The following is a 25971-nucleotide window of genomic DNA, read 5'->3' on the forward strand; positions in this document are numbered from 1 at the left end:
GGCTCAGCCCTGCGAAAACAACAGAAAGGGCGACCCATGGGCCGCCCTTCATGCTTACGGTCGAGCCCGCCTGATCAGCGCGGCGACGCCACCGCGCGGTTGCTCGAGGCACCCTTGCCCTTGCGCTTGTCCTGCTGCGCCGGGCTTGCGCCTTCGGCCATCAGGTTGTCGCTGCCGAAGTCGGTGTCCACATCCAGCCAGCGCTGTGCCGGCAGGCCGAGCGCGGAATCGAGCACGGTCGGCAGCAGGCCGCTGGGCAGGCCGCTTTCGCCATTCCACATGATGGCGATGCCGAGATCGCGTTCCGGCACCAATGCCACCAGGCCGCGGTAGCCCTGCACGGCGCCGGCATGGAACACCACGTCGTGGCCGGCATAGTCGAAGGTGCGCCAGCCCAGTGCGTAGCCGGCCGAATGCAGGCGCTCGCGGCGCCAGCCCGAACGCATCTCACCGGGGGTGTTGATCAGACTGGAGTGCAGGGTGGCCAGCAGCGGCGCCGGCAGCACGTCAGGGCGGTGCCCGGTGTGGGCGAGCAGCCACTGCGCCATGTCGCTGGCGCTGGCATTGACGCCGGCAGCCGGGGCGACGCGGTAGTAGGTCGGCTTCGGCGTCAGCGACACCCAGCCATTGCGGCTGCGCACGTGCGGACGCGCCCAGCGCGAGCTGGCCTGGATGCCGGCCAGGCCCAGGCTGGCATCGTTCATGCCCAGCGGCTTGAAGATGCGGCGCTCGACCGACTGCTCGTAGAAGCTGCCGGAAGCGGCGTAGACAACGTCGCCGATCAGGCTGAAGGCCACGTTCTGGTAAGCGTAGCAGTCGCCCGGCAGGCACTTCAGGCTGGTGTTGGCCAGCTTCTGGGTCAACGAGTAGTACTCGGCGTTGCCTTCGATATCGCGGTCGTAGGCGTTGTACGGCAGGCCGACGCGGTGGCTGAGCACATCGGCCACGGTCAGGCGGTCGGTGGCTTCGGGCGAGTTGAGGCGGAAGCCCGGCACGTAATCGGTGACCTTGCTGTCCCAGCGCAGCGTGCCATCGTTGACCAGCAGGCCGGCCATGGTGCCGGCGAAGGCCTTGGACAGCGATGCCAGGCGGAACACGGTGTGCGCATCGACGGGCAGCGGATTGTTGACGTCAGTGACGCCATAGCCACGCGCGCTGAGGATGCGGCCGCCCTGCACGATGGCCACGGCCATGCCTGGCACGCGCTCGCCATAGGTGAGCTGCTGCGCCATCGATTCGATGTTGGCGACGTTGAAGCCTGCGGCGGGCGCCTGCACCTGCGGCACCAGGCCGGTGCGGTAGGCCGCCGGCTGGGTGTGGGCGACGGCGGAGGCCGCAGTGGACTCGATGTTGGCCGGCATCGGCGGCAATGGCGGCGGGGTCTGCGCGGTGGTGGACAAGGCAACGGGCATCAACATGCCCAGCAAACCGGTGGCCGCCGAACGGATCGGACGACGCAGGCTGTTCTTTTTCATCGTGGAGACCCGTGCGCGACTGCTGATGGCGATTCTAGCGCCGCTTTTCCCTTGTGCACAAACAAAGCGAAGATGAATGCGCATCTCGTTGAAAAAGTTGGAATTTTGACGCCCCGAAAGCATGTATCGGAACGTGTCGTACGGGTGGGGCCGTGACACTGCGTTGCAGCCTTCTGAGTGGCTGCTGCTGGCGATGTTGCAGTGCATTGGCTAACGTACGCGCTTCACCGCCCCCGGAGCCTGCCATGCCGCTGTCCAACCGCCGTCTTCTGGCGAGGGACGCCGCGTGAGCGCGGTGAAGGGCAAGGGGCCGTTGCGTGGGCTGACGGCGGCGCTGCGTGAGTCGCCGGCGCTGTGGTGGTCGTTCCTGTACTTCTTCTGCCTGCTCAGCGGCTACTACGTGCTGCGCCCGGTGCGTGAGGCGATGGCTGCCTCGGCCGATCTGGAGACCGTGTTTCCGCCGATGCTGATCGCCTGGTTCGCCAGCCACGGCATCGCGCTGAAGGACTTCGTGCTGCAGTTCCTGTTCTCCTGCGTGTTCGTGATCATGCTGGTGCTGCAGCCGGTCTATGGCTGGCTGGTCAGCCGCTTCCCGCGACGGGTGTTCCTGCCGGCGGTGTATGGCTTCTTCATCGTCACCCTGCTGGGCTTCTACGTACTGTTCGATAGCGGTGTGCCAGGCCGCGGCATGGCGTTCTTTTTCTGGATCACCGTCTTCAACCTGTTCGCGGTGGCGGTGTTCTGGAGCTTCATGGCCGATGTGTTTTCCAACGCACAGGCCCGTGCTTTCTACGGCTACATCGGCGCGGCTGGCACCATCGGTGCCTTCCTCGGCCCGATCATCACCAGTGCGCTGGTGCAGCGCGTGGGCATCGCCAACCTGATGCTGGTCTCGGCAGGTTTTCTCGCCATCTGCCTGTTGAGCATCTGGCGCCTGCGGCACTGGGCGGTGCTGCGCGAGCGCGAACAGCAACTGGTCGACGGTGAAAAGCCGATGGGCGGCAGCGTGCTGGACGGCCTGAAACTGATCGTGCGTGAGCCGTTGCTGCGCTGGCTGGCGATCATGGTGGTGTTCGGTGTGGGCGTGGGCACCCTGCTGTACAACCAGCAGGCCAGCATCGTGCGTGCGGCGTTCAACGATGCAGGCGCTGCCACGGCCTTCTTCTCGCGTATCGACCTGGCAGTGAATGCACTGGCGCTGCTGATGCAGCTGGGCCTGACCCGCTGGCTGCTGTCGCGGCATGGCATCGCGCCGGCCCTGTTGATCCCTGGATTTGCGATTCTGATCGGCTTCTCGGTGCTTGCCGCTTCACCCATGCCGTTGATGGTGGCGGTGGTGCAGGTGATGACCCGCGCCAGCGAGTTCGCACTGGCCAAGCCGGCCCGCGAAACCATCTACACCCGCGTGGACCGGCAGTGGCGCTACAAGGCCGGCGCGGCCATCGATACGGTGGTCTACCGCGGCGCGGACCTGAGCTTTGCGTGGGTGCACAAGGGCCTGTCCCTGTTCGGCTCGCATGTGGTGTTCATCGGCGGCATGCTGGTGGCCGCGTGCATGACCGCCGCCGCGTTCGGCGTGCTGCGCGAAGAAAAGAAACTGCCGCGCGACCGCTGATCCCACCCAGTCATTTCGAGGAGAGAAACGATGTCGCTGATCGCGCTGCTGCTGACCGTGCTGGTCGCGGTGCTGCACCTGTACTTCCTGGTGCTGGAGATGTTCCTGTGGACCCGCCCGCTGGGCCTGAAGACCTTCCGCAACACGCCGGAGAAGGCGGAGACCACGCGCGTGCTGGCGGCGAACCAGGGCCTGTACAACGGCTTCCTGGCGGCGGGCATCGGGGTGGGGCTGGTGATCGACCAGCCGGTGCTGCTGACGTTCTCGCTGGCCTGCGTGGTGGTGGCGGGGTGTTACGGTGCGTACAGCGTGAGCCGGCGCATTTTCATGATCCAGGCGGTGCCGGCGATCCTGGCGCTGGTTCTTCGCGCGCTGGCGTGATTTCCAGCCAACGGCGCAGCCCCTCGTGGGGTGGTCGCGAAATGCTTGTCATGGGGTTGGCCGGGCGGGTTGGGTTCGCGGGGGACGCCGCAAGTACGTCCGTGTAGGCTTGGCCGCGGCATCCATGCCGCGGACACCCCCGCGAACCCAACCCGCCCGGCCCCTGACAGTTTCCGTGCGCGGCCAGCCCACGGAGAAGAAAAAGAAGATCAAGAGCAACAGCGGGTCGCTGCGCTCGTGGATTCTGCGTGCATGAAAAAAGCGGCCAGTGGGCCGCTTTTGCTTTTGCTTTTGCTTCTGCTCTTCCTTTTTTTCTTGCGTGGGTGGACGCCGCAGAAATCTGTCAGAGGCTGGGGGTGGTGAGTTCGCGGGGGTGTCCGCGGCATGGATGCCGCGGCCAAGCCCCCAGGGACGGGTTCACGGCGTCCCCCGCGAACTCACCGCCCCCAGCCAAACCAAGGCTTTCCGCGATCAACCGTCCACCCACGAGGGGCTGCGCCGTTCGCGGGAACGCTACTTCGCCGGCGACATCCACATGTCGATGACCGCGCTGAACACCTCCGTCCCCGCGTGGTCGCGCACGCTCACCGTCACCGGCAGCGCATAGCCACGCTCCGCCGCCACGATCGGCTGCGCCGGCAGCGCCACTGCCTGCAGCGTGCCGCGCGCCTTGGCCAGGTACTGCACCTGCATGCCCTTCGGAATCCAGCGCATGCCCTTCGGCAGCGAGGCGTCGACCATCAGCCCGGCGGTGAGTTCGGCCAGGTTGCACATCGCGATCGCGTGCACCGTGCCGATGTGGTTGCGCACCCTGCGGCGGTCGGCCAGCGTGCCTTCGCAGCGACCGTGTTCCAGGCGGGTGATGCGCGGTGCGATGCTGGCGAAGTAGGGCGCCTTGAAGCACACCGCGCGTGAGAACAGCCAGGTGCCGGCAGGCCAGCGTTGCAGCCGGTGGTAGAGCGAGAGCAGGGGCGTGGACATGGTCGGTGTTCCGGTCGTCGGATAGAAAGACGGCGGGCCAAGGCCCGCCGTCGAAGGCAACGCGTGTCGCGGGCGATCAGGCCGCCTGCGAATGCGGGTCCTTGTGCTGGCGGTCGTAGTAGCTGGCCGCGCGCAGTTCGTGGGTGTCGAAGTCGTCCACGGTGATCGTGTCCAGGGTCAGCGTGCGCAGTTCTTCCAGCAGGCTGCGCTCGTCCTGGGTGATCACGCCCTCGGCTACGGCCTCGTCCAGCTGCGCCTTGAAGTCCAGCGCCTCGATGCCCTTGCTCTTCAGCGCCTTCAGGAACTTGCGCTCCACCGGCTCGGCCATGATCGCCTTGCTCAGGTAGCTGTTGATGCGGCCACCCGGGTTGTTCTCGCACGGGGTCAGGAACACGCCACTGGCCAGGCGGTCGCGCGCTTCGTTCGGCGCCATCAGCAGGGCGGCGACGCGACGGCTCAGGCGATCACCCGGGGCCTCGGCACGACGGCCGAGCGGGAAGATCAGTGCCCACATCAGCCAGCCGATCGGACGGATCGGGAAGTTGCGCAGCGCGGCCGACAGCGATTCCTCGATCTTGTGCACGCTGTCATGGAAGGCCCAGGCCAGCAGCGGCTGGTCGGCCTGCGGTGCGCCTTCGTCGTGGTAGCGCTTGAGCATGGCGCTGGTCATGTAGACATGGCTCAGCACGTCGCCCAGGCGGCCGGACAGCGACTCCTTGAACTTCAGCTTGCCGCCGAGGGTCATCATCGAGATGTCGGCCATCAGCGCCAGGTTGGCCGAATAACGGTCCAGCTTGCGGAAGTAACGGCGGGTGTAGGCGTCGCCCGGTGCGGCACCGAAGCGCGCGCCGGTCAGGCCGAACCAGAACGAACGCACGGCATTGGAGAGGCCGAAACGGATGTGGCCGAACAGGCTGCGGTCGAACTCCTGCAGGCCGGCACGGGTATCCGGATCCTGTGCCGCCTTCATTTCCTTCAGCACCCACGGGTGGCAGAGGATCGCACCCTGGCCGAAGATCAGCAGGCTGCGGGTCATGATGTTGGCGCCTTCCACGGTGATCGCGATCGGCGCGGCCTGCCAGCTGCGGCCGGCGAAGTTGCGCGGCCCCAGGATGATGCCCTTGCCGCCGATCACGTCCATCATGTCCGAGATCACTTCACGGCTCATGTTGGTGCAGTGGTACTTGGCAATCGCCGACGGCACCGACGGCACGTCACCACGGTCAACCGCAGCCGCGGTGGCCTGCGACAGCGCGCTGATCTTGTAGGCCTTGCCGCCGATGCGGGCCAGCGCTTCTTCCACGCCCTCGAAGCGGCCGACCGACAGGCCGAACTGCTTGCGGATGCGTGCATAGGCGCCGGTCACGGCAGCACCGGCCTTGGCGCCGCCGCTGGCGGTGGAGGGCAGGGTGATCGAGCGACCCACGGCCAGGCACTCGTTGAGCATGTTCCAGCCCTTGCCGGCCATGGCTGCGCCACCGATCAGCTGGGTCAGCGGAATGAACACGTCCTTGCCGCGGATCGGGCCGTTCTGGAACGTCGAGTTCAGCGGGAAGTGGCGACGGCCGATTTCAACGCCGGCGGTGTCACGCGGCAGCAGGCCCAGGGTGATGCCGATGTCGCGGGTATCGCCGATCAGGCCATCCGGGTCGTACATGCGGAACGCCAGGCCGATCAGCGAAGCGACCGGGGCCAGGGTGATGTAGCGCTTGTCGAAGGTCAGCTTGACGCCGAGCACCTGCTCGCCGTTCCACTCGCCCTTGCAGACGATGCCGTAGTCCGGGATCGAGGTGGCGTCGGAGCCGGCGAACGGACCGGTCAGGCCGAAGCAGGGCACTTCGCGGCCATCGGCCAGGCGCGGCAGGTACTGGTCCTTCTGTTCCTGGGTGCCGTAATGCACCAGCAGTTCACCCGGGCCCAACGAATTCGGCACGCCGACGGTGGAGCTGACCACCGAGGACACCGACGCCAGCTTCTGGATCACCTTGTGGTGGGCCAGCGCGGAGAAGCCCAGGCCGCCGTATTCCTTCGGAATGATCATGCCGAAGAACTTGTTCTTCTTGATGAAGGCCCACAGTTCCGGCGGCAGGTCGGCATGGACGTGGGTGATTTCCCAGTCGTTGACCATCGTGCACAGCTCTTCCACCGGGCCATCGAGGAAGGCCTGTTCTTCGGCGGTCAGCTGCGGCTTGGGGTAGTTGAGCAGGATGTTCCAGTCCGGATCACCGGTGAACAGTTCGCCCTCGAAGCCGACCGAGCCGGTTTCCAGCGCGATGCGCTCGGTCTGCGACAGCGGCGGCAGCACCTTGCGGAACACCTTCATCATCGGGCCGGTCAGCAGCGGCTTGCGGATGAACGGCAGCAGCAGCGGCACGGTGATGACGGCCAACACGGCGGCAGCCACGATCGTGGCGGTCTGGTTGACATAGGGGATGAACCAGCAGGCGACCAGCAGGGCCACGCTGATCAGCGTCCAGGTAACCAGCCGCATGCGGTGGTAGGCGACGAACGCGCCTGCCAGCAGCAGGGCGAGGAAGGGAAGAACGATGCTCATGAGCGTGCTCCGGTGACGTGCTCGTTTGTGGCGGACGAAGCCGCAGCATCCGCTGCGGGCAACACGTCCAGATAGTCCAACACAGTAGCGGTAAAGGCGTCGTTGTCATCGCCGGCGACCATGTGCGTGGCCTGCGGCAGCTGCACATGGCGCGCGTGCGGCGCCAACGCCAGGAATTCGGCCACGGTCTGTGGCGTGACCAGGTCGCTGCGGCCGCCGCTGACCAGCAGCAGCGGGCACTTCACCTGGCGTGCGGCCTCGGCCAGTGCGTCCTGGTGCTGTTCGCTGTCGCGGGCCAGTTCGGCCACCAGGCGCGGGTCCCAGTGCCAGCGCCAGCGCCCGTGGCCGTCCTCGCGCAGCAGTGCGCGCAGCGACTGCTCGGATTTGCGCGGACGGTGCGGCATGTAGGCCGAGATCACATCGGCGGCCTGGGTAAGCGAGCCGAAGCCATCGGGATGGGCGGTCATGAAGGCGAGGATGCGTTCAACACCGGCGGTATCCCAGCGCGGGGTGATGTCCACCAGCACCATCGCCGAGAACAGGCCCGGCCAGCGCGATTCGGCCAGCAGGCCGAACAGGCCGCCCATCGAGGCTGCGACCAGCACCGGCGGGCGCGGCTGTTCCCCGGCCAGCACGATGAGGTCATCAGCGAACTGTTCGCCGTGATAGGGCAGTTCGGCGGCATTCCAGTCCGAATCGCCATGGCCACGAGCGTCGTAGGCCAGCGTCTGCAGTCCCGCCGCAGACAGGGCCCGTGCGGTGGCGTTCCAGGCATGCCGGGTCTGGCCGAAGCCATGCGCGAACAACACCCGGCCACGGCGGCCATGGTCGCTGGCAGTCGCGGCCAGGCGCGCGCCATGGGCGGCCTCCAGGCGAAGATCATGGAACGCAGCGGGAGTAGGGGACGTAACCATACTTGCTAGTATGGATCGCTTGTGAGGGAAGTCAATACTGCACGGTATGGTGCGCTGCGGCAGGCGCCCTGGCGGGCGCCGCGACGGTTTCGGCCGCAACCGCGTACTGCAACGAACCCCGGCGTATGGTTAAATCAGCCCATGAATCAACCTGACGCTTCCGCCGGCGAACCGCGCGCCGGCCGCAACAGCCGCCTGAGTGCCGAAGACTGGGCCCAGGCAGCTCTCGATCTGATTGCTGAACAAGGTGTGGGTGCCGTCGCGGTGGAACCGTTGGCGCGGCGCCTGGGTGTGACCAAGGGCAGTTTCTACTGGCACTTCCCCTCGCGTGATGCACTGCTGCAGGCGGCGCTGGAACGCTGGGAACTGTTCGAACAGGAACAGGTGTTCGGCAGCCTGGAGGATGTGCCGGATCCGCGCGTGCGCCTGCGCCAGCTGTTCCAGATGGTGGCGCACGAAGTGCAGCCGCACATCATCTACAGCGAACTGCTGAAGGCGCTGGACCACCCGATGGTGCGCCCTGTGATCGACCGCGTGTCGCAGCGCCGGCTCGACTACCTGGTTGCTTCGTTCCGCCAGGCCGGGCTCAGCTCCACCGATGCACGCCATCGCGCGCGCCTGGCCTATGCAGCCTACGTCGGCTTCCTGCAGCTTTCGCTGCAGCTGCAGCAACCCAAGCAGGCCCGCGAGGATTTTGAGGCCTATGTCGAGCATCTGATCGAGACGCTCATTCCCAGCTGAATGGGAAAATGACGCCCTGCAAGTGCCGAATGCGCCTTGCAGGGCGACTTCAGTGCGCCAACGTATGTCGTAGTGAGATCGGTTTCACGCGATTTGGGCGTTTTCTTAACGACTCTTTAATTCCAGATCAAGTGTGGCTACTATCGGGTCACCAGCCGTTTTTTGTGCCTCCCTTTTGGGGTACGTCGGTTGGACTCAGCACACAACCCAAGATCCATGGAGAGAGAGCCCATGAAGTTGAACAGCAACAAGCTGCGCGATGCTGTGTGCGTTGCGCTGGCCGCCAGCGCCGCATCCGTTGCCGGCACCGGTGTGGCGTCTGCCCAGACCGCCACCAACCTGGACCGCATCGAAGTCACCGGTTCGCGCATCCGTACCGTCGACGTCGAAACCGCCCAGCCTGTCCTGACCCTCAGCCGCGCCGACATCGACAAGCAGGGCTTCTCGTCGGTCGCTGACATCCTGCAGAACATCAGCGCCGTGGGTACGCCGCCGATCAGCCGTGCCCAGCCGCTGTCCTCGGGCGAAGCCGTCGGCGGCACCTACATCAGCCTGCGTGACCTGGGCGCCACCCGCACCCTGGTGCTGCTCAACGGCAAGCGCCTGGGCATCACCACCGGTGGCCTGCAGGACATCTCGACCGTGCCGGTCTCGGCCATCGAGCGCATCGAAGTGCTGAAGGACGGCGCTTCGTCGATCTACGGTTCCGATGCCATCGCCGGCGTCATCAACATCATCACCCGTACCAACTTCGAAGGCGCCACCGGCAGCGTCTACTACGGCCAGTACAGTGAAGGCGACGGTGCCACCCGCACCATGGACTTCACCATGGGCGTGAAGGGTGAGCGCGGTTCGCTGACCATCGGTGCCGAGTACGCCAAGGAAGACAAGGTCGCCGCAGCGGATCGTCCGTACGGCGCCTTCCCGCGCAGCGCCAACCATCCGGACTTCGGCTGGACCACCGTCGGTGAGTTCGGCGGTTTCGTCAGCCGTCCGGCCGATGGCCTGCCGGGCGTCACCTATCCGGCGGCCAGCGCGAGCAACCCGAACCGCGAAGTGCGCGTGATCCTGCGTGAGGGTGGCAACGCGAGCAACAAGGCCGACTACGTCGCGCAGAACGTCAACAGCTTCTCCACCAAGGACAAGACCAACACCAACCTGCAGACCGACCTGCGTACCCCGCAGGAACGCCGTGCGGTGTTCGTCGATGGCATCTACGACCTGACCGACAACGTGCGCCTGCGCACCAACATGCTGTACAGCTTCCGCGATTCGAACCGCCAGATCGCCGGCTATCCGTACGGCGCACTGGCCTTTGGTTCGCCGATTTCGGCCAGCAGTGTGTTCAATCCGCTGGGCGCCGACATCGCCAACTGGTGGCGTCGTACTTCGGAAGTGCCGCGCAACACCCGTGCAGAGCTGACCACCTTCCGCTTCAGCGGCGGCCTGGAAGGCAGCTTCGAGTTCTCCGACCGCCTGTTCGACTGGGATGTCGGCTACCTGTACAACAACAACAAGCTGGTCCAGACCAGCACCGGCGACCTCAACCTGACCGCGCTGCGTGCGGCGGTGGGTCCGTCCTTCATCAACAGCAGCGGCGTGGCGCAGTGCGGTACCGTGGCCAACCCGATCGGGCTGAACCAGTGCGTGCCGTACAACCCGTTCCTGCATGCCGGCATCCAGAGCAATGGTGCCAATGGCGCATTGACCGGCAATACCGCCCTGCAGAACCTGCTGTTCCCGTCCGCGCACTCCACCGCCGAGACCACCACCAAGGTCGTCACCGCCAACCTGGCCGGCAGCCTGTTCACCCTGCCGGCCGGCGACCTGGGCTTCGCCGTGGGTATCGAACACCGCAAGGAAACGGGCAGCTTCAGCCCGGACGCGCTGGTGCAGTCGGGCAACACCTCCGGCCTGGCCAACTTCCCGACCGGTGGTGGCTACAAGGTTGACGAAGTCTATGCCGAGTTCAACGTGCCGATCCTGGCCGACCTGCCGGGCGCCCGCGAGCTGAGCCTCAACGCGGCCACCCGTCATTCGGACTACGACACCTTCGGCACCACGCTGAACAGCAAGTTCGGCTTCAAGTGGAAGCCGATCGACTCGCTGCTGATCCGCGGTACCTGGGCCGAAGGCTTCCGTGCCCCGACCATCGCCGACCTGTACAGCGGCGGTTCGCAGTCGTTCGACTTCTTCACCGATCCGTGCGACTCGGTCTACGGTGCGGCGCGCACCAACGCTGCGGTGCGTGCCCGTTGCGCCGCCGCTCTGCCGGCCGGCGTCAACGTCAACAACTTCCGCCAGCAGCAGCAGGGCTTCACCCCGACCACCGCTGCATCGTCGCAGACCCCGCTGGCCTTCGTCTCCGGCTCCAACGACCAGCTGACCCCGGAAACCTCGACGTCCAAGACCCTGGGCTTCGTCTGGAGCCCGGGTTTCATCCAGAACTTCAACATGTCGCTGGACTGGTGGGAAATCCGCGTCGAGAACACCATCATCTCCGACACGGCCAACCTGATCCTCAACGACTGCTACGTCAACGACATCGCGGCGCGCTGCTCGGCGTTCACGCGTGACCCGGTGACCGGCATCGTCAACAACCTCAAGCGCACCGGCATCAACGCTGGCTACCGCGAGGTGGAAGGCTTCGACCTGGATGTCAGCTACCGCCTGCCGACCGATCGTTTCGGCAACTTCAGCGCGCAGTGGACCAGCACCTACACCTCGCGTGATGACCTGGTCACCACCAAGAACGCGGTCACCCACCCGAACCCCCGCACCGGCGTGGGCTGGGCTGGCTACGCCTTCCGCGTGCGTTCCAACCTGAACCTGGGTTGGGAAATGGGTGACTTCGGCGCCAGCTGGACCGTCCGTTACTTCTCCGGCATGAAGGAAGCGTGCCTGAGTGCCGTGACGTTCCCGGAAGAGTGCAACCTGCCGAACTACGCTTCGCCGAACAACCAGGGCGTGGCGGTGGGCAGCGCGACCAACCAGCGTGGCGCGACCGTGTTCAACGACGTCCAGCTGCGCTGGAACGCACCGTGGAATGCGACCGTGGCCGTGGGTGCCAACAACGTGTTCGGCCGCGTGGGCCCGACCATGTACAGCCAGCCGAGCGCGAACGTCTCCTATTACGGTGGCTTCGACATCGGTCGCTTCCTGTACATGAAGTACACCCAGCGCTTCTGACCGCGGCGTAATCCGTACGTGTGACATGGCCACGCCCCGAAAGGGGCGTGGCTTTTTTCATGGGGCAGGCAGGCTTGATGGCGCAGGCACACCGCGCGGCCCGCGCTGGACCAGCCCGCGCATAGGCGCTTGCGCATCGCCAAGTGGTGGCGGCAAGGTTTTATTGCGGGGAAGGGGTGAAGGGAACGCGCGGAAACGTCGCGGTGATGCGGCAGGGGAGCTTACAGATCCTGCTCGTAGCGCACGTACGGCACGGTGCCGTCGTCGTTGCTTTCGTTGCGTGGCGAGAACGGATTCTTGCCGCGGCTGATCACGTTCTCGGCGCCCACGGTGAGCTGGCCGGACCACGGCGTGCGCCAGGTCAGGCCGATGCCCAGGCCTTCCCACTTGCCGGGCTTGCCCGGCACGTCGATGACGCGGCCGATGATGCTGCCGGTGAAATTGCCGTAGCCGGCGCCGATGCTCAGGCTCTTGCTGTCCCAGCGGTCGGCGATGGCCGGCGAAGCGTCGGCCAGCGGTACCAGGCGGGCCTTGGCGTAGGTGCCGGCGATGGAAACGAAGCCTTCGCGGCCGATGTTCTTCTGCGCGAACACGGTCAGGTCATTCTGCTCGGCGCGCAGCGAAGGGGTCTTGTTCGGGCCCGCCAGCCATGCCGGCAGGGTTTCACGGCCGGTTCCGGCGGTGATACCGAGGCGGCTGCTGCCACGGTTCAACGCGGCGGTGCCGGTGAAGCGCCGGCTGTTGAGGTCGTCCTCGTCGCCGAGGCTGGCCAGCATGCAGTGACTGGCCAGACCGCTCATGCTGGTCCCGCTGCTGCTGCAGAGCAGGCCCAGCGAATCGCCGGAGGACAGGCCAAAGGCCGCATCCAGCGAGTTGCGGCCGAAATGCCAGCGCGCCCCGGCCGCCTGTTCACCGGTCGGCTCAAGGTACAGCAGGGCCTCGACCTTGCCGCTGCCCTTGTTCCATACCGGCAGCACGGTGCGGGTGTCCTTGCTCTGCGCATGCACGCCCGTGATCGCGCCAAGGGCGATCATCATGGCCAGCGGTAGACGCAGGAAGGTACGCATCGAACCAGTTCAGACAGGAAAGGACAACGGAAGTTCCCGCAGATACGGGAACTTGATCGTAGGGTGTTTATGAATTCTTAACAAGCCTTGATCCCCCCAGATGCAAGACAAGCTGTTTTACTGAAGCCGTTCAGGTGCCGGCACGGTCCCCTCGGCACCGTGGAACAGTATGCCGAACTCCGTCAACGGAAAGTGATACTCCCGCCCGCAGAATTCGCAACGGACCTCGACGGCGCCGGTGTCTGCAGCGGCGGCACGGGCCTCGTCCTCACCCAGCGACTGCAGCATCGACGCGACCCGCTCACGCGAGCACGAACAGGCGAAGGACAGCGGCTTTTCGCCCATCAGCGCCGGCTTCTCCTCGTGGAACAGGCGGTGCAGCAGCTGCTCGGCCGGGGTGGCCAGCAGTTCGGCCTTGCCCAGGGTCTCGAACAGGGCGCTGGCGCGTGCCCAGCCGTCCTCGTCGCCCTCGTCGCCCGGCAGCTTCTGCAGCAGCAGGCCGGCGGCGCCATTGCGGTCGGCGGCCAGCAGCAGGCGGGTCGGCAGCTGCTCGGACTGGCGGAAGTAGTCCTCGAAGGCTTCGTCCAGTTCCGGTGCGGTCAGTCCGACCAGGCTCTGGTAGCGCTGTGGTTCACGCGGGTCCAGGCCCGGGTTCTCGATGGTGATCGCGAGCAGGGCGTCATCGCCAAGGCTGGACAGGTCGCGCGGCGCGTCGGCGCCTTCGCTGAGCTGGGCGATGCCACGCAGGGTGCCGGCGGCGGTGCACTCGGCGAACAGGGTGCGCAGGGCGGTGCTGCTGCGCAGCTGGATCGACAGGCGTCCGTCGATCTTGGTGTGGCCGGTGAACAGCGCCGAAGCCACGCAGGCCTCGCCCAGCAGCTCGGCAGCGGTATCCGGGTACTCGGCGTGGGACAGGATTTCCTGCCAGGTGGCCTGCAGGCGCACGTGGACGCCACGGACGCCAGCGTCGGGGAGCAGGAAGCGGATCAGGGAATCGGGGTTGGCGGTCATCGGCTCACATCGCGCGTAAACGGGGGCGGTTGCCGGATAATGCGCCGACAACCAGATAGAAGAAGGATGCACCAGTAATGGGGGCAGGGGGAGAGCAGCACAAGGTGGAAGCCGTCGCAGAAGGCCCGCGCCGCAGGCGCTGGCGCTGGAAACGGCTGCTGTGGCTGCCGGTGCTGCTGGCTGCTTTCAGCTGCCTGCAGGTCCTGGTGCTGCGGTTCATCGACCCGCCCGTATCCACCGTGATGCTGTGGCGCTACGCAGAGGCGCTGGGCGAGGCGGACTGGTCCTATCGCCTGCATTACCAGTGGCGCGACCTTGACCAGATGGCGTCGAGCCTGCCCATCTCGCTGGTGGCGGCGGAGGATCAGCGCTTCCCCGACCACAACGGCTTTGACCTGCAGGCGATCGAGAAGGCGCGCGACCACAATGCCAAGGGCGGGCGCCTGCGCGGTGCCAGCACGATCAGCCAGCAGGTGGCCAAGAACCTGTTCCTGTGGCAGGGGCGCAGCTGGGTGCGCAAGGGCCTGGAAGTCTGGTACACGGTGCTGATCGAAGCGCTGTGGCCGAAGGAACGCATCCTGGAGATGTACGCCAACATCGCCGAGTTCGGCGACGGTGTCTATGGCGCGCAGGCGGCAGCGCAGACGTTCTGGGGCAAGGATGCGGCACGGCTGAGTCCGGCCGAGAGCGCGCGGCTGGCAGCGGTGCTGCCGGCGCCACGGCGCTACAACGCCGCAAAGCCCGGGCCGTACGTGCAGCGGCGCGCCGCCTGGATCCAGCGCCAGGCACGGCAGCTGGGTGGGGCCGCGTACCTGTCGGACGAGTGAGCGCGCGCCGCCTGATCTGTGGGCGGCGGCAACGTACAATCCGGGCATGACCCGCGAACGGCTCACTTTCGTCATCGCCGCCTACAACGAGGCCCTGGCACTGCCGTTGCTGCATCCGCGGTTGTGCGCGGTACTCGATGCGCTGCCCGACATCGACGGCCACATCCTGTACGTGGACGACGGCAGCCATGACGGGACCTGGGAGGTGATCGCCCGCCTGGCGCAGGCCGACGCGCGGGTCTCCGCGCTCAAGCTGTCGCGCAATTTCGGCAAGGAAGCGGCATTGACCGCTGGTCTGGACCTGGTGCGCGAAGGTGCGGCGATGATCCTCGACGCCGATGGCCAGGATCCGCCTGAACTGGTGCCGCAGTTCATCGCGCGCTGGCGCGAGGGCCATGACAACGTCTATGGCACGCGCCTGGCGCGCGATGGCGAGGCCTGGATCAAGCGCGCCACGGCGGCGATCTTCTACCGCGTGATGGGGCGCCTTTCGCGTACGCCGATCCCGGCCGACACCGGGGATTTCCGCCTGCTGTCGCCACGCGCGCTGAGTGCGCTCCGCGAGATGCGTGAGCGCCACCGTTTCATGAAGGGGCTTTTCAGCTGGGTGGGCTTCAAGCGCGTGGCGGTGCCCTATCACCGCCACGCACGCGTGGCCGGCACCAGCAAGTTCAGCCTGTGGCGGCTGTGGAACTTCGCCCTGGAAGGCATTACCGGGTTCTCGACCGTGCCACTGCGTGCGGCGACCTACCTGGGGCTGGCAACCGCGGCGGTGGCCTTCGTGTTCGGGCTGTGGGTGATCGTCAAGGCCGCGCTTTACGGCGACCGGGTGGCGGGCTGGCCGACGATGATGGCGGTGATCCTGTTCCTGGGCGGGGTGCAGTTGATCGCGCTGGGCCTGATCGGCGAGTACCTGGGACGGCTGTACGAAGAGTCCAAGCAGCGGCCGTTGTACCTGGTTGACGCGTGGCTAGCATCGTCCGTGGCAGACTCGGCCCTGCAACCCACCCTCGGAGGGCAGGCGGATGACCACGGTACGGCAACTGTTGGACGGCAAGTCTCCTGAAGTACATGCGGTCGCGCCGGATGCGGCGGTGATCGATGCGATCCGGTTGATGGCGGAAAAGGGCATCGGTGCGGTGCTGGTGATGGACGGCCCGAGGCTGGTCGGTATCCTTTCCGAGCGAGATTACGCACGCAAGATCGTGCTGCGTGATCGTTCTTCGCGCGATACGGCGGTGGCGGAGATCATGACGGCGCAGGTGGTGACGGTGTCGCCGGGCGAGCAGGTGGAGCATTGCCTGCAGCTGGTGACCGACTACCGCATCCGCCACCTGCCGGTAGTGGAGGGCGCCCAGGTGCTGGGGGTGATCTCGATCGGTGACCTGGTGAAGTCGGTGATCGATGCGCAGCGGCGCGAACTGGATCAGCTGCAGCAGTACATCGTGGCCGGGTGAGGGTGTCGCTGGCGGGCCTGCGGCCCGCCGGCCCGCTTTTCGAAGCCAGAGCCAGAGCCAGAGCCAGAGCTGAGCGCAGCGCCTTCCTGATGCATGGGGAGGCGGGAGGGTGCGGCTGGGCAGGACACGCCGTAAACCCATCCATGGGGGCTCGATCGGCGCATCCATGCGCCTCACGGTCCTGCCCAGCCGCACCCTCCGCCTCTGGACACGTTCCTGCGAGCGCGGTGCGCACATGCGCGGTGGCTCGCCTTTGGTAGCTGCCAACCTTGGTTGGCAACAGCTTTTGAATTTGCTTTTTTCTTTTGACTTTGAATTTCCGCTCTCGTTCCGCGCGCGCAGAAAACTGTCGGGAGGGGGGCGGGTGACGCAGGCAGGACCGTTGGCGCCATGGGCCCGAGGCATGCCTAGGGCGGGTTGGGCAGGACGCCCAACCCTGGTCTTGCCGTGTGCGCAGGACAGCGCACACGAGCAAGGCGCCATCGAGCCTACAGGGACGTACTTGCGGCGTTTCCTGCCTGCGTCACCCGTCCCCCTCAAGCCGCGATCAATGCAGGCGCCGCGAACAACGCTGTAAACCTACTTCGCATACTGCCCACCGCAGTCGGCATCCTTGCCCGGCCCCAGCTCGATCGTTGCCAGCAATGCCGCCGGTGGGGCAATGCTGCCCAGCGCCAATGCCACTGCGCCTCGAATGCCCAGCGCCTTGAAGTCCGGGCGGAACGACGGGGCTTTGAAGGTGCCGGCGATGTGCAGTGGCGAGCGCAGCACCAGGATGCTCTTGTCCTTCGGGCGTGGCTTCAACAGCAGGTCCAGGGTCTCATCGCGCAGGCTGACCGTGCCTTCGCCGATGAGGATCGTATCGGTGGTATCCACCGCCAGTGCCTGGCTGGTCATCAGGCCGTCGCGCACGCCGAAGTCGGCGAAGGCGCAGCGCAGGGGAATCTGCTTGTCGCCGGTCACCAGGAATTTCAGCGACTCGGTGATGTCCAGGCCGGCCAGTTCCATCACCAGGTTGCCGACATGGCCACGGCCCATCGCCAGGCCGACCTTGCCGCTGCTGCTGCCGAGCATGGCGGCGATCGAGTTGCCGCGGCCGCTCAGGTCCACTTCGCCGCCGATGCCGCCCTTGGCCTGCTCGGCCAACTTCGCGTCCGGGAACAGTTGGCCCAGCTGCACGCCGCGCACGCTGGCCTTCAACGCGGTGCGGATCTGCGCTTGGCGTGCATCCATGTGGATCGTGCTGCGGATATCGCCGCCGGCCACGCCGAAGTTCAGCGGGTCCAGCCGCAGCACGCCGTCATCCAGCAGCAGGTGCGCGTCCATGTCGTCCAGCGGCAACGAGGGTGCGTTGATGCGGTGCGCCTTCCAGCGCACGTCGGCGTCCATCGCGCGCAGCTTGCCCAGGTTGTAGGGCGTGTCGGGCAATACCCGGCTGCTGGCGGCGACACGGGTGGCCTGCGCCTTCTGTTCCGCATTCGCGGTTTCGCCGCCGCCGGTCTTCGGCGGCGCTCCGATGAAGCCGGCCAGGTCATCGAAGTCCAGGCGCTTGGACTCCAGCGTTGCGGTCAGCCTTGGACGGTCGCGTCCCACCTCGAACTGCAGGTCGCCACCGAGGTCGCTGTCGCCGACCTTGCCGGTGAAGGCGTCGTAGTGCCAGATGTTGTGGTCGCGCTTGAGCCGGCCGTTCAACGCATAGGGCGGCGACGGCGGAATGGCAATGCCAAGCAGCGAGTACAGGTCCGACAGGTCCTGTCCGCTGAGCGCGAACTGCAGGTCGAACACCCGCAGCTGGAATGGATTGGTCAGCGTGCCACTGGCCACCGCGTGGGTAGCGCCGGCACGACCGTCGAGGTGGATGCGGAACGGGTGGTCGCTGTCGGTCAGCTCCAGCGGTGATTCGGTTCCGCCCTGCAGCGTGAACGGGTTGCCCTGCCAATGGCCCTTGCCCTGCACCAGCAGCGGCGGCGAGGCATCGGCCTGTTTCGGCTGGCCGCTGCGCACGCCCACACGGATGTCGGTGCGGCCCAGTGCATCGAGGAACTGCAGCCGACCGTCGTCGATGCGCAGGCGTTTGAGCTGTGGGCCTGTGCCGCCAGCGCTGTCACCGAGGAAATCCCAGTTGCCCGGTTCGCCCTTGCGCGGCGCGGTTTCCAGCAGCACGTCCGGTCGGGTCAGGCGCACTTCCGGCAGCTGCACGCTGCCACGCAGCAGGGGCCACACCCGCACGTCGATCTCGACGCGGTCGGCCGTGGCCATGTTCGGCTGCTTGGCCCAACCGGCGTTGGCGAAGGTGATCGCATCTGCACGGATCGTGCTGGTGCGGCCGAGGTCGACATCCAGGTGGCCGATGTGCAGCGCACGGCCGGTGCGTGCCTGCACCGCGCGCTCGACCGGCCCCTTGAACCAGTTCCAGTCCCACAGCGCGATCAGCACCAGCAGCGCGGCCAGCAGGAAAATCAGTACGGCCAGCCAGCGCCGGCCGCGCGGGCCCGGGGGGCGCAGCCAGCGCGAAGTACGAGGCGCGGCAGGGGACGTGGCAGCATTCACGCCGCCATGGTTGCCCCCTCATCGTGGACGGGGCGCGAAGCGTCCATGTGCATCATGTGCACATGCGGCGCGCTGGTCCGTGTTACAGCACCTGCATGGTCACCGCGACGAAGTGGCAGACGCTGCCGCCGATCACGAACAGGTGCCAGATCGCGTGCGAATAGGGGATCGATTCGCGGTGATAGAAGTAGGTGCCCAGCGTGTACGACAGGCCGCCGGCCAGCAGCCAGCCCAGGGTCCAGCCGTCGATCGAGGCCAGCATCGGCTTGATCGCCACGATCACCAGCCAGCCCATGGCGATGTAGATGCCGGTGGAAAGCGCCTTGAAGCGGCCGGTGTAGAACAGCTTGAACACCACCCCGGCCAGGGCCAGGGTCCAGATTGCGGCGAACAGGCCCCAGCCCCACGGACCGCGCAGGCCGATCAGGGTGAACGGGGTATAGGTGCCGGCGATCAGTACGTAGATCGCGCAGTGGTCGAACACCTTCAGCCGGCCCTTGGCGACCGGGTGCTGGATGGCGTGGTACAGGGTGGAAGCGGTGTACAGCAGCAGAAGCGCAATGCCGAACACGATCGCGCCCGCCAGCTGCCAGCCATCGCTGTAGATGGCGGCCAGGGTGATCAGTACTGCACCGGCGCCCAGGGCGAGCACGGCACCGAGGCCGTGGGTCAGGGCGCTGGCGATTTCTTCGCGGATCGAAGCAACGGAAGTCGTGGACATGGCGTAGGCATCGTTCGCGGGGAGGGGGACCCGCACCCCCCTATCATCGCCGCGATGGGCGGTGTGTGCACGCCCGTCACCGTATGGTCGGTGAATTCCTGTGTTGCGGGGATGAACCGCCTGCGACTGCCGGGGTCAGAGCCCTTTCCTGCCGGAAAGGGATCCGACCCCGTGTCATCAGCCTGCCGAAACGGTATGCGCCGCTTCGCGGGTGGCCGAGAAGCGCACGTCCGGCGAGCGTTCCTGCGCCAGCTGCAGGTTGACCCGGGTCGGGGCCAGGTAGACCAGGTGGCCGGCTGCATCCAGTGCCAGGTTCAGCGCATTCTTCTCGCGGAACTCTTCCAGCTTCTTATCGTTGCTGCAGTGGACCCAACGCGCGGTGGTCACGCTGACCGGCTCGAAGGTGGCTTCCACACCGTACTCGTCCTTCAGGCGATAGGCCGCCACGTCGAACTGCAGCACGCCGACGGCACCGAGGATCAGGTCGTTGCTGGTCAGCGGGCGGAAGAACTGGGTTGCGCCCTCTTCGGACAGCTGGGCCAGGCCCTTCTGCAGCTGCTTGAGCTTGAGCGGATCGCGCAGGCGCGCGCGACGGAACAGTTCCGGGGCGAAGTTCGGAATGCCGGTGAAGGTGACCGCTTCACCTTCGGTGAAGGTATCGCCGATGGAAATGGTGCCGTGGTTGTGGATGCCGATCACATCGCCCGGCCAGGCTTCGGCGGCGATTTCACGATCGCTGGCCATGAAGGTCAGGGCGTTGGCCAGCTTCATTTCCTTGCCGGTGCGCACGTGGAAGGTCTTCATGCCGGCGCTGAAACGGCCCGAGCAGACGCGCATGAACGCCACGCGGTCACGGTGCTGCGGGTCCATGTTGGCCTGGATCTTGAACACGAAGCCGGTCAGCTTGTTCTCTTCCGGGGCGATCTCTCGGCCGGTGGTGGAGCGTACCTGCGGCGACGGTGCATGCTCGACGAAGAAGTCCAGCAGCGGCTGCACGCCGAAGTTGTTCACGCCCGAGCCGAAGAACACCGGGGTCTGCTTGCCGGCGCGGTAGGCTTCCAAGTCGAACGGGTGGCTGGCGCCCTGCACCAGTTCCAGTTCGTCACGCAGGTCGGCCAGCATCTGTGCACCGATCTTCTCGGCCAGGCCGGGGGCATCGATGGACGGGAAGATGGTCGAGTCCTGGCGGGTGAAGTTGCGGCCCGGCTCGTACAGGTGTACTTCCCCGGTCAGCAGGTGGACCACGCCCTTCAGGCGCTGGCCCATGCCGATCGGCCAGGTCACCGGCGCGCACTGGATGCCGAGCACGGTTTCCACTTCATCCAGCAGCTCGATCGGGTCCTTGCCCTCGCGGTCGAGCTTGTTGATGAAGGTCATGATCGGGGTGTCGCGCAGGCGGCAGACTTCCATCAGCTTGATGGTGCGCTCTTCCACGCCCTTGGCCACGTCGATCACCATCAGCGCCGAGTCCACCGCGGTCAGCACGCGGTAGGTGTCCTCGCCGAAGTCAGCGTGGCCAGGGGTGTCGAGCAGGTTGACGATCTTGTCTTCGTACGGGAACTGCATCACCGAGGAGGTGACCGAGATGCCGCGTTCCTTTTCCAGCGCCATCCAGTCGGAGGTGGCGTGGCGGGCGGCCTTGCGGCCCTTGACCGAACCGGCCATCTGGATCGCGCCTCCGAACAGCAGCAGCTTTTCGGTCAGCGTGGTCTTGCCGGCGTCAGGGTGGGAGATGATGGCGAAGGTGCGGCGACGCGACGCTTCGTTGGCGACTTCGGACATGGCAGTGGCGCCCGCCCGGGGCGCTTTTCAAAGAGATAAGCGCCCGATTATACCGGCCGGGGCCGGTCAGCGCCCGGTGCCACCGTCGGCCTCGCCCTGGCGGGCGAACTGCAGCTGGCCCTGGCCGGTGAAGATGCGCACCGGTACCGAGCGCAGGCCCATGCCGCGGTTGACCTGTACCACGAAGTGCAGATGTGGGGCGCTGCTGTAGCCACTGTTGCCGGACAGGCCGAGGGGTTGCCCGGCTCCCACCGCCTGGCCACGGCGCACGCGCATGCCGCCCGCCTGCAGGTGGCCGTACAGGGCCATGCTGCCGTCACTGTGCAGCACGCGGATGAAATTGGCGCGGGCACCATCGCGTTCGCGGTCCTGGCCGTTGCCACGGAAGCCATCCTGGATCTGCATCACCGTGCCCTCGCGTGCGGCCAGCACCAACGTACCTTCAGGCAGCGCGAAGTCGACCGCATCGCGGTTCTCCTCGTCGTCGTGGCTGAACCGGCCCTGCGGCGCTTGATCCACGCGCGGGCGCGCATCATCGAAGGGCAGGCGGTAGGCCACATCCTCGGCCTGTGCGGCGGGGTTGCCCGGTACCGACTGCAGGCGCAGGTCCAGCATCCGGCCGTTGACCGGCGCGGGGAGGTGACCGACCACCAGGCTGCTGTCGCCCTGTATCAGTGACTGCACCGGCAAGCCGTCGACCGGGTGCCCGGGGGCCGCGCGCAGTTCGATCTGCAGCGGCCCGGCCAGGGTGTTGTCGATCCGGGCCTGCCACTGTTCGCCGATCGGCTGCAGGCGCAGCTGGGCCATCGGAAGGGCCTCCTTCGCGGCCCCGGCCCCCGCGTCGGCGCTGGAGGTGGTGGACGCCTTCGGCAGCATTCCCCAGCCCTGGCGCCAGTCGCTGGCGCCGGCGGAAGTACTGGCCAGCAGCGGCAGGAGCAGGCAGGTCAAGGGCAGGCGTGGCATCAGCGGATTCAGAAAAATGGACCGCCGGGACTGTACCCGATCCTGAACGGAGCGACCGCGACGCCTCTCGCATACCTGACCTGAAAATATTCATCGCTTTATCCGCATGAAGGGATTGACAGTGCCCGGAAGGGCTGGCATCGTGGCGTCACCATCGAGACCGGCAGAGGGACAGGCCCTTTGAAGCCGGGGCAGCCCGCGGATGCGAAAGCGTCCGCGTAGGTGCCAAATCCTGCGGGGACCGTGGCGTCCACCGAAAGATGGTTCGAACCATGCACTGCACGTGCATCTCGAACGCGAGCCCCGCGAAGGCTCGATGGCCGATTCCCCAACCGGATCCCGCCATGAGCTTCGCTGCCAGTACCGTCGTTCGCCCCGAACCCTTTGTCCCCGTCAGCGTGCCGGTCGAAGACCACGTGCATGCCGAGCGCGGTGAGTTCGCCGCGGTGCTGTCGATGCGTCATGCCGGCCCCAGCCCGGTGCGCCTGCGCTATGAGTGGGTCGGTCCGGCCAACGCGCCGGTTGTGGTACTGGCCGGCGGTATTTCCGCGCATCGCCATGTGGCCTCCAACACACAGTTCAGCGAGAAGGGCTGGGCCGAAGACCTGGTCGGCAGTGGTCGCACCCTGGATCCGCAGCAGCTGCGCGTGCTGGCGTTCGACTTCATCGGGGCCGATGGTGCGCTGGACGTGCCGATCGATACCGCCGACCAGGCCGATGCGTTGGCATTGCTGCTGGATCATCTGGGTATCCGCACGCTGAAGGCCTTCGTTGGCTATTCGTATGGCGCGCTGGTCGGCCAACAGTTCGCGATCCGTCATCGCGCCCGCGTGCGCCAGCTTGTGCTGGCCAGCGGTGCGCATCGCCCGCACCCGTATGCAGCGGCCTGGCGCGCACTGCAGCGCCGCGCCGTCGCCCTTGGCCAACTGCAGTGCGGCGAAGACCACGGCCTGGCGCTGGCACGGCAGTTCGCCATGCTCAGCTACCGCACCCCGGAAGAATTCGGCGAGCGCTTCGACGCCGCACCGGAAGTGATCAACGGCCGCGTGCGCGTCGCCGCCGAAGACTATCTCGACGCCGCCGGCGCGCAGTACGTCGCGCGCACACCGGTGACCGCCTACCTGCGCCTGTCCGAATCGATCGACCTGCACCGCGTCGACCCCGCCGCCATCCTGCCGCCGACCGTGGTGGTGGCCGTGGAAGGTGACCGCCTGGTGCCGCTGGCCGACCTGGTCGGCCTGGTCGAAGGGCTGGGCCCCCGCGGCAGCCTGCGCGTGCTGCGCTCGCCCTACGGCCACGACGCGTTCCTCAAAGAAACCGATCGCATCGACGCGATCCTCGCCACCGCCTTCCGCACCTCTGGAGAGTCCGCATGAGCCTGCACGCCAACGAGCCGTCCTGTAGCCGCACCACTGCCGCCGTCCGTGCCGGCATCGATCGGGACACCGCGCATGGCGCGGTCACGCCGCCGATCGTGCTGTCGTCGAACTTCAGCTTTGAAGGCTTCGGCAACAAGCGCCAGTACGACTACACGCGCAGTGGCAACCCGACCCGCGACCTGCTGGGTGAAGCGCTGGCCGAGCTGGAAGGCGGCGCCGGCGGCGTGATCACCGCCACCGGCATGGGCGCGATCAACCTGGTGCTGAACGCACTGCTGCAGCCGGGTGACACCCTGGTGGTGCCACACGATGCCTATGGCGGCAGCTGGCGCCTGTTCAATGCGTTGGCAAAGAAGGGCCACTTCGAGCTGGTCACCGCCGACCTGACCGATCCGCGCGCGCTGGCCCAGGCGCTGGCCACCCAGCCGAAGCTGCTGCTGGTGGAAACCCCGTCCAATCCACTCCTGCGCATCACCGACCTGCGCTTCGTCATCGATGCCGCGCACAAGGCCGGTGCCCTCGTGGTGGTCGACAACACGTTCCTGTCGCCGGCGTTGCAGCAGCCGTTGTCGTTCGGTGCGGACCTGGTGCTGCATTCCACCACCAAGTACATCAACGGCCACAGCGATGTGGTGGGTGGTGCGGTGGTCGCGCGCGATCCGGCATTGCACGAGCAGCTGGTATGGTGGGGCAACGCGCTGGGCCTGACCGGTTCCCCGTTCGATGCCTTCCTGACCCTGCGCGGCCTGCGCACGCTGGATGCGCGCCTGCGCGTGCACCAGGAGAACACCACTTCGATCGTTGCATTGCTGGACCAGCATCCGGCGGTCGGCCGCGTCTATTATCCGGGTCTGGCCGATCACCCGGGCCACGCCATCGCCGCCCGCCAGCAGAGTGGTTTCGGCGCGATGCTTTCGTTCGAACTGGCCGACTGCGAAGGTGATGATCCGCATGCCGCAGTGCGTGCCTTTGTCGATGGCCTGCACTGTTTCACCCTGGCCGAATCGCTGGGCGGCGTCGAAAGCCTGATCGCGCATCCGGCCACCATGACCCATGCGGCGATGACCGCCGAAGCGCGTGCCGCCGCCGGCATCAGCGAAGGCCTGCTGCGCCTGTCGGTCGGCATCGAGGCCGAGCGTGACCTGCTGGCCGATCTCGGCGCCGCGCTGCAGCGCGCCGAAGTGGTGATTGATGCGGCTGCGCGCCGCAAACAGGTGGTGGATGCATGAGCGCGCTCGCCGCTGAAATTCCTGCGCTGGCCGTGGGACGCCTGGCGCTGCTCGGCACCGGCACGGTCGGCTCGGCCTTCGTGCAGCGTTACCAGGCATTGCGGGCGCGTGGGCTGGAACTGCCCAGCGTGCAGTGGCTGGCCAATTCACGCACTGCGCTGGAAATCGATCGTGACCTGGCGTTGCCGCTGGAGCTGGCGCGGCGTGCGCCGCGTGATGGCCAGAATTCGCCGCCATGGGCCAGCACCGAAGGTCTCGAGCGCGGCGATGTGGTGGTCGATGCCACCGCCAGCGAGGATGTGGCTGCGCGTCACGTGCAGTGGCTGGCGCGCGGCGTGCACGTGGTAACCGCCAACAAGCTGGGCCGTGGTGCGCAGCTGGCACGCGCGCAGGCCATTGCGGAAAGCTGTGCCGACAGTGGCGCACGCTATGGCGACAGCGCGACGGTGGGCGCGGGCCTGCCGCTTTTGAGCAGCCTGCGTGCGCTGGTGGCCGGTGGCGATCACATCCATGCCATCGAAGGTGTGCTGTCCGGCTCGCTGGCCTGGCTGTTCCATCGTTATGACGGCCAGTCGCCGTTTTCGGCGGCGGTGCGCGAGGCGCTGGCTGCCGGCTACACAGAGCCCGATCCGCGCCTGGACCTTTCCGGCGAGGACGTGCGGCGCAAGCTGCTGATCCTGGCCCGCAGCAGCGGGCTGGCGCTGGATGCCGCGCAGGTGCAGGTGGATTCGCTGGTGCCTGAAGCGCTCGCAGCACTGCCACTGGAAGATGCCGTGGCGGCGTTGGAACAACTGGATGCGCCGCTGCAGGCGCGCTGGCAGCAGGCGCGCGACAACGGCCGCGTGCTGCGTTTCGTTGGCCGTGTTGATGGCGATGGCGCGCAGGTGGGCCTGCGTGAGCTGCCTGTGGATCACCCGCTGGCGCAGGGTGCGGGCACCGACAATCGCGTGGCCATCCACAGTGATCGCTACTGTCGCCAGCCGCTGTTGATCCAGGGGCCGGGTGCGGGGGCGGAAGTCACCGCTGCCGCGTTGCTGGATGATGTGTTGCGGATCGTGGGTTGATGGATCGCCGGGCATGGCCCGGCGTTATCAGGATCGGCACGGGTAGCGCCGGGCCATGCCCGGCGGACAGG

20 protein-coding genes and 1 riboswitch are annotated in these 25971 nt (G+C 66.7%); of the genes, 10 read left to right on the forward strand and 10 right to left on the reverse strand.

The features are described from left to right. Positions 1-74: 74 nt before the first annotated feature. Positions 75-1475: a serine hydrolase domain-containing protein gene (locus AC5P57_RS07770; RefSeq protein ID WP_099552054.1), complete on the reverse strand. Its 1401-nt coding sequence runs from the start codon at positions 1473-1475 to the stop codon at positions 75-77. A gap of 286 nt (positions 1476-1761) precedes the next feature. Between AC5P57_RS07770 and AC5P57_RS07775 the strand changes: the two genes are divergently transcribed. Continuing rightward, the gene (locus AC5P57_RS07775) at positions 1762-3090 is read left to right on the forward strand and encodes an NTP/NDP exchange transporter (RefSeq protein ID WP_099552055.1); all 1329 of its coding nucleotides are present in this window, start codon (positions 1762-1764) and stop codon (positions 3088-3090) included. 30 nt (positions 3091-3120) lie between these two features. Then, positions 3121-3471 carry a DUF1304 domain-containing protein gene (locus tag AC5P57_RS07780; protein ID WP_262234689.1) on the forward strand — a complete coding sequence of 117 codons (351 nt, stop codon included), beginning with the start codon at positions 3121-3123 and terminating at the stop codon, positions 3469-3471. 513 nt (positions 3472-3984) lie between these two features. On the opposite strand, the gene AC5P57_RS07785 is transcribed toward AC5P57_RS07780, so the two are convergent. From AC5P57_RS07785 to AC5P57_RS07795, 3 genes are all read right to left on the reverse strand, one after another. Beyond that, entirely contained in the window at positions 3985-4452 is a 468-nt protein-coding gene (locus tag AC5P57_RS07785) for a hotdog fold domain-containing protein (protein WP_099555266.1), read from the reverse strand. A 76-nt stretch (positions 4453-4528) separates the two neighbouring features. Beyond that, a complete protein-coding gene (locus AC5P57_RS07790) occupies positions 4529-7006 on the reverse strand; it encodes an acyl-CoA dehydrogenase (protein ID WP_099555268.1) in 2478 nt (825 codons plus the stop codon). After that, complete coding sequence (locus AC5P57_RS07795; RefSeq protein WP_099555270.1) at positions 7003-7920, reverse strand: alpha/beta fold hydrolase; 918 nt, start codon at positions 7918-7920, stop codon at positions 7003-7005. The genes AC5P57_RS07790 and AC5P57_RS07795 overlap by 4 nt, the downstream gene beginning before the upstream one ends. 141 nt (positions 7921-8061) lie before the next feature. Between AC5P57_RS07795 and AC5P57_RS07800 the strand changes: the two genes are divergently transcribed. Together AC5P57_RS07800 and AC5P57_RS07805 are read left to right on the forward strand one after the other, a co-directional pair. Further along, positions 8062-8661 carry a TetR/AcrR family transcriptional regulator gene (locus tag AC5P57_RS07800; protein WP_005410690.1) on the forward strand — a complete coding sequence of 200 codons (600 nt, stop codon included), beginning with the start codon at positions 8062-8064 and terminating at the stop codon, positions 8659-8661. A gap of 231 nt (positions 8662-8892) precedes the next feature. Beyond that, positions 8893-11850 (forward strand): TonB-dependent receptor domain-containing protein, encoded by a 2958-nt coding sequence (locus AC5P57_RS07805; protein ID WP_099555272.1) that lies wholly within the window; start codon positions 8893-8895, stop codon positions 11848-11850. Between the two features lie 221 nt (positions 11851-12071). Here the strand turns inward: AC5P57_RS07805 and AC5P57_RS07810 are convergent, their stop codons facing one another. Then, complete coding sequence (locus tag AC5P57_RS07810; RefSeq protein ID WP_024956328.1) at positions 12072-12884, reverse strand: XOO1806 family protein; 813 nt, start codon at positions 12882-12884, stop codon at positions 12072-12074. 150 nt (positions 12885-13034) lie between these two features. After that, a complete protein-coding gene (gene hslO, locus AC5P57_RS07815; protein WP_099555274.1) occupies positions 13035-13928 on the reverse strand; it encodes an Hsp33 family molecular chaperone HslO in 894 nt (297 codons plus the stop codon). Between the two features lie 77 nt (positions 13929-14005). Here hslO and mtgA point away from each other — a divergent pair, with 77 nt between their 5' ends. Genes mtgA through AC5P57_RS07830 form a run of 3 tightly spaced genes read left to right on the forward strand, consistent with a single transcriptional unit; the run spans position 14006 to position 16212 of the window. After that, positions 14006-14755 (forward strand): monofunctional biosynthetic peptidoglycan transglycosylase, encoded by a 750-nt coding sequence (mtgA, locus tag AC5P57_RS07820; protein ID WP_262234692.1) that lies wholly within the window; start codon positions 14006-14008, stop codon positions 14753-14755. Positions 14756-14801: 46 nt separating this feature from the next. Next, positions 14802-15821, forward strand: coding sequence for a glycosyltransferase family 2 protein (locus AC5P57_RS07825; protein WP_099555279.1), 1020 nt, complete (start codon positions 14802-14804; stop codon positions 15819-15821). After that, a complete protein-coding gene (locus AC5P57_RS07830; RefSeq protein ID WP_012511858.1) occupies positions 15781-16212 on the forward strand; it encodes a CBS domain-containing protein in 432 nt (143 codons plus the stop codon). The genes AC5P57_RS07825 and AC5P57_RS07830 overlap by 41 nt, the downstream gene beginning before the upstream one ends. Positions 16213-16791: 579 nt before the next feature. Here the strand turns inward: AC5P57_RS07830 and AC5P57_RS07835 are convergent. From AC5P57_RS07835 to AC5P57_RS07850, 4 genes are all read right to left on the reverse strand, one after another. Beyond that, positions 16792-18762, reverse strand: a complete 1971-nt coding sequence (locus AC5P57_RS07835) for an AsmA family protein (protein WP_262234693.1) — start codon at positions 18760-18762, stop codon at positions 16792-16794. An 82-nt stretch (positions 18763-18844) separates the two neighbouring features. Further along, positions 18845-19483, reverse strand: a complete 639-nt coding sequence (trhA, locus tag AC5P57_RS07840; RefSeq protein WP_010482744.1) for a PAQR family membrane homeostasis protein TrhA — start codon at positions 19481-19483, stop codon at positions 18845-18847. Positions 19484-19660: 177 nt separating this feature from the next. Beyond that, positions 19661-21265, reverse strand: a complete 1605-nt coding sequence (locus AC5P57_RS07845) for a peptide chain release factor 3 (protein ID WP_262234694.1) — start codon at positions 21263-21265, stop codon at positions 19661-19663. 66 nt (positions 21266-21331) lie between these two features. Then, a complete protein-coding gene (locus AC5P57_RS07850) occupies positions 21332-22228 on the reverse strand; it encodes a M23 family metallopeptidase (RefSeq protein WP_099555285.1) in 897 nt (298 codons plus the stop codon). 148 nt (positions 22229-22376) lie between these two features. Next, positions 22377-22495, forward strand: a riboswitch (SAM riboswitch). Positions 22496-22572: 77 nt separating this feature from the next. Between AC5P57_RS07850 and metX the strand changes: the two genes are divergently transcribed. From metX to AC5P57_RS07865, 3 genes are read left to right on the forward strand one after another with little or no spacing between them, the layout of a single operon-like run. Then, positions 22573-23604, forward strand: coding sequence for a homoserine O-succinyltransferase MetX (gene metX / locus AC5P57_RS07855; RefSeq protein ID WP_262234695.1), 1032 nt, complete (start codon positions 22573-22575; stop codon positions 23602-23604). After that, the gene (locus AC5P57_RS07860) at positions 23601-24836 is read left to right on the forward strand and encodes an O-succinylhomoserine (thiol)-lyase (protein ID WP_142806563.1); all 1236 of its coding nucleotides are present in this window, start codon (positions 23601-23603) and stop codon (positions 24834-24836) included. The genes metX and AC5P57_RS07860 overlap by 4 nt, the downstream gene beginning before the upstream one ends. Further along, positions 24833-25900, forward strand: a complete 1068-nt coding sequence (locus tag AC5P57_RS07865; RefSeq protein WP_099555291.1) for a homoserine dehydrogenase family protein — start codon at positions 24833-24835, stop codon at positions 25898-25900. Before AC5P57_RS07860 ends, AC5P57_RS07865 begins: the two co-directional genes overlap by 4 nt. Positions 25901-25971 lie beyond the last annotated feature (71 nt).

This window comes from Stenotrophomonas sp. YJH_SMC_79 (assembly GCF_059367995.1).

Coding starts and splice junctions, on each gene's coding strand:
- AC5P57_RS07770 (WP_099552054.1), bottom strand. CDS start 1,475: ATGAAAAAGAACAGCCTGCGTCGTCCGATCCGTTCGGCGGCCACCGGT.
- AC5P57_RS07795 (WP_099555270.1), bottom strand. CDS start 7,920: ATGGTTACGTCCCCTACTCCCGCTGCGTTCCATGATCTTCGCCTGGAG.
- trhA (WP_010482744.1), bottom strand. CDS start 19,483: ATGTCCACGACTTCCGTTGCTTCGATCCGCGAAGAAATCGCCAGCGCC.
- hslO (WP_099555274.1), bottom strand. CDS start 13,928: ATGACCGCCAACCCCGATTCCCTGATCCGCTTCCTGCTCCCCGACGCT.
- AC5P57_RS07825 (WP_099555279.1), top strand. CDS start 14,802: ATGACCCGCGAACGGCTCACTTTCGTCATCGCCGCCTACAACGAGGCC.
- AC5P57_RS07785 (WP_099555266.1), bottom strand. CDS start 4,452: ATGTCCACGCCCCTGCTCTCGCTCTACCACCGGCTGCAACGCTGGCCT.
- AC5P57_RS07790 (WP_099555268.1), bottom strand. CDS start 7,006: ATGAGCATCGTTCTTCCCTTCCTCGCCCTGCTGCTGGCAGGCGCGTTC.
- AC5P57_RS07805 (WP_099555272.1), top strand. CDS start 8,893: ATGAAGTTGAACAGCAACAAGCTGCGCGATGCTGTGTGCGTTGCGCTG.
- AC5P57_RS07845 (WP_262234694.1), bottom strand. CDS start 21,265: ATGTCCGAAGTCGCCAACGAAGCGTCGCGTCGCCGCACCTTCGCCATC.
- metX (WP_262234695.1), top strand. CDS start 22,573: ATGAGCTTCGCTGCCAGTACCGTCGTTCGCCCCGAACCCTTTGTCCCC.
- AC5P57_RS07800 (WP_005410690.1), top strand. CDS start 8,062: ATGAATCAACCTGACGCTTCCGCCGGCGAACCGCGCGCCGGCCGCAAC.
- AC5P57_RS07860 (WP_142806563.1), top strand. CDS start 23,601: ATGAGCCTGCACGCCAACGAGCCGTCCTGTAGCCGCACCACTGCCGCC.
- AC5P57_RS07850 (WP_099555285.1), bottom strand. CDS start 22,228: ATGCCACGCCTGCCCTTGACCTGCCTGCTCCTGCCGCTGCTGGCCAGT.
- AC5P57_RS07780 (WP_262234689.1), top strand. CDS start 3,121: ATGTCGCTGATCGCGCTGCTGCTGACCGTGCTGGTCGCGGTGCTGCAC.
- AC5P57_RS07830 (WP_012511858.1), top strand. CDS start 15,781: ATGACCACGGTACGGCAACTGTTGGACGGCAAGTCTCCTGAAGTACAT.
- AC5P57_RS07810 (WP_024956328.1), bottom strand. CDS start 12,884: ATGATCGCCCTTGGCGCGATCACGGGCGTGCATGCGCAGAGCAAGGAC.
- mtgA (WP_262234692.1), top strand. CDS start 14,006: ATGGGGGCAGGGGGAGAGCAGCACAAGGTGGAAGCCGTCGCAGAAGGC.
- AC5P57_RS07865 (WP_099555291.1), top strand. CDS start 24,833: ATGAGCGCGCTCGCCGCTGAAATTCCTGCGCTGGCCGTGGGACGCCTG.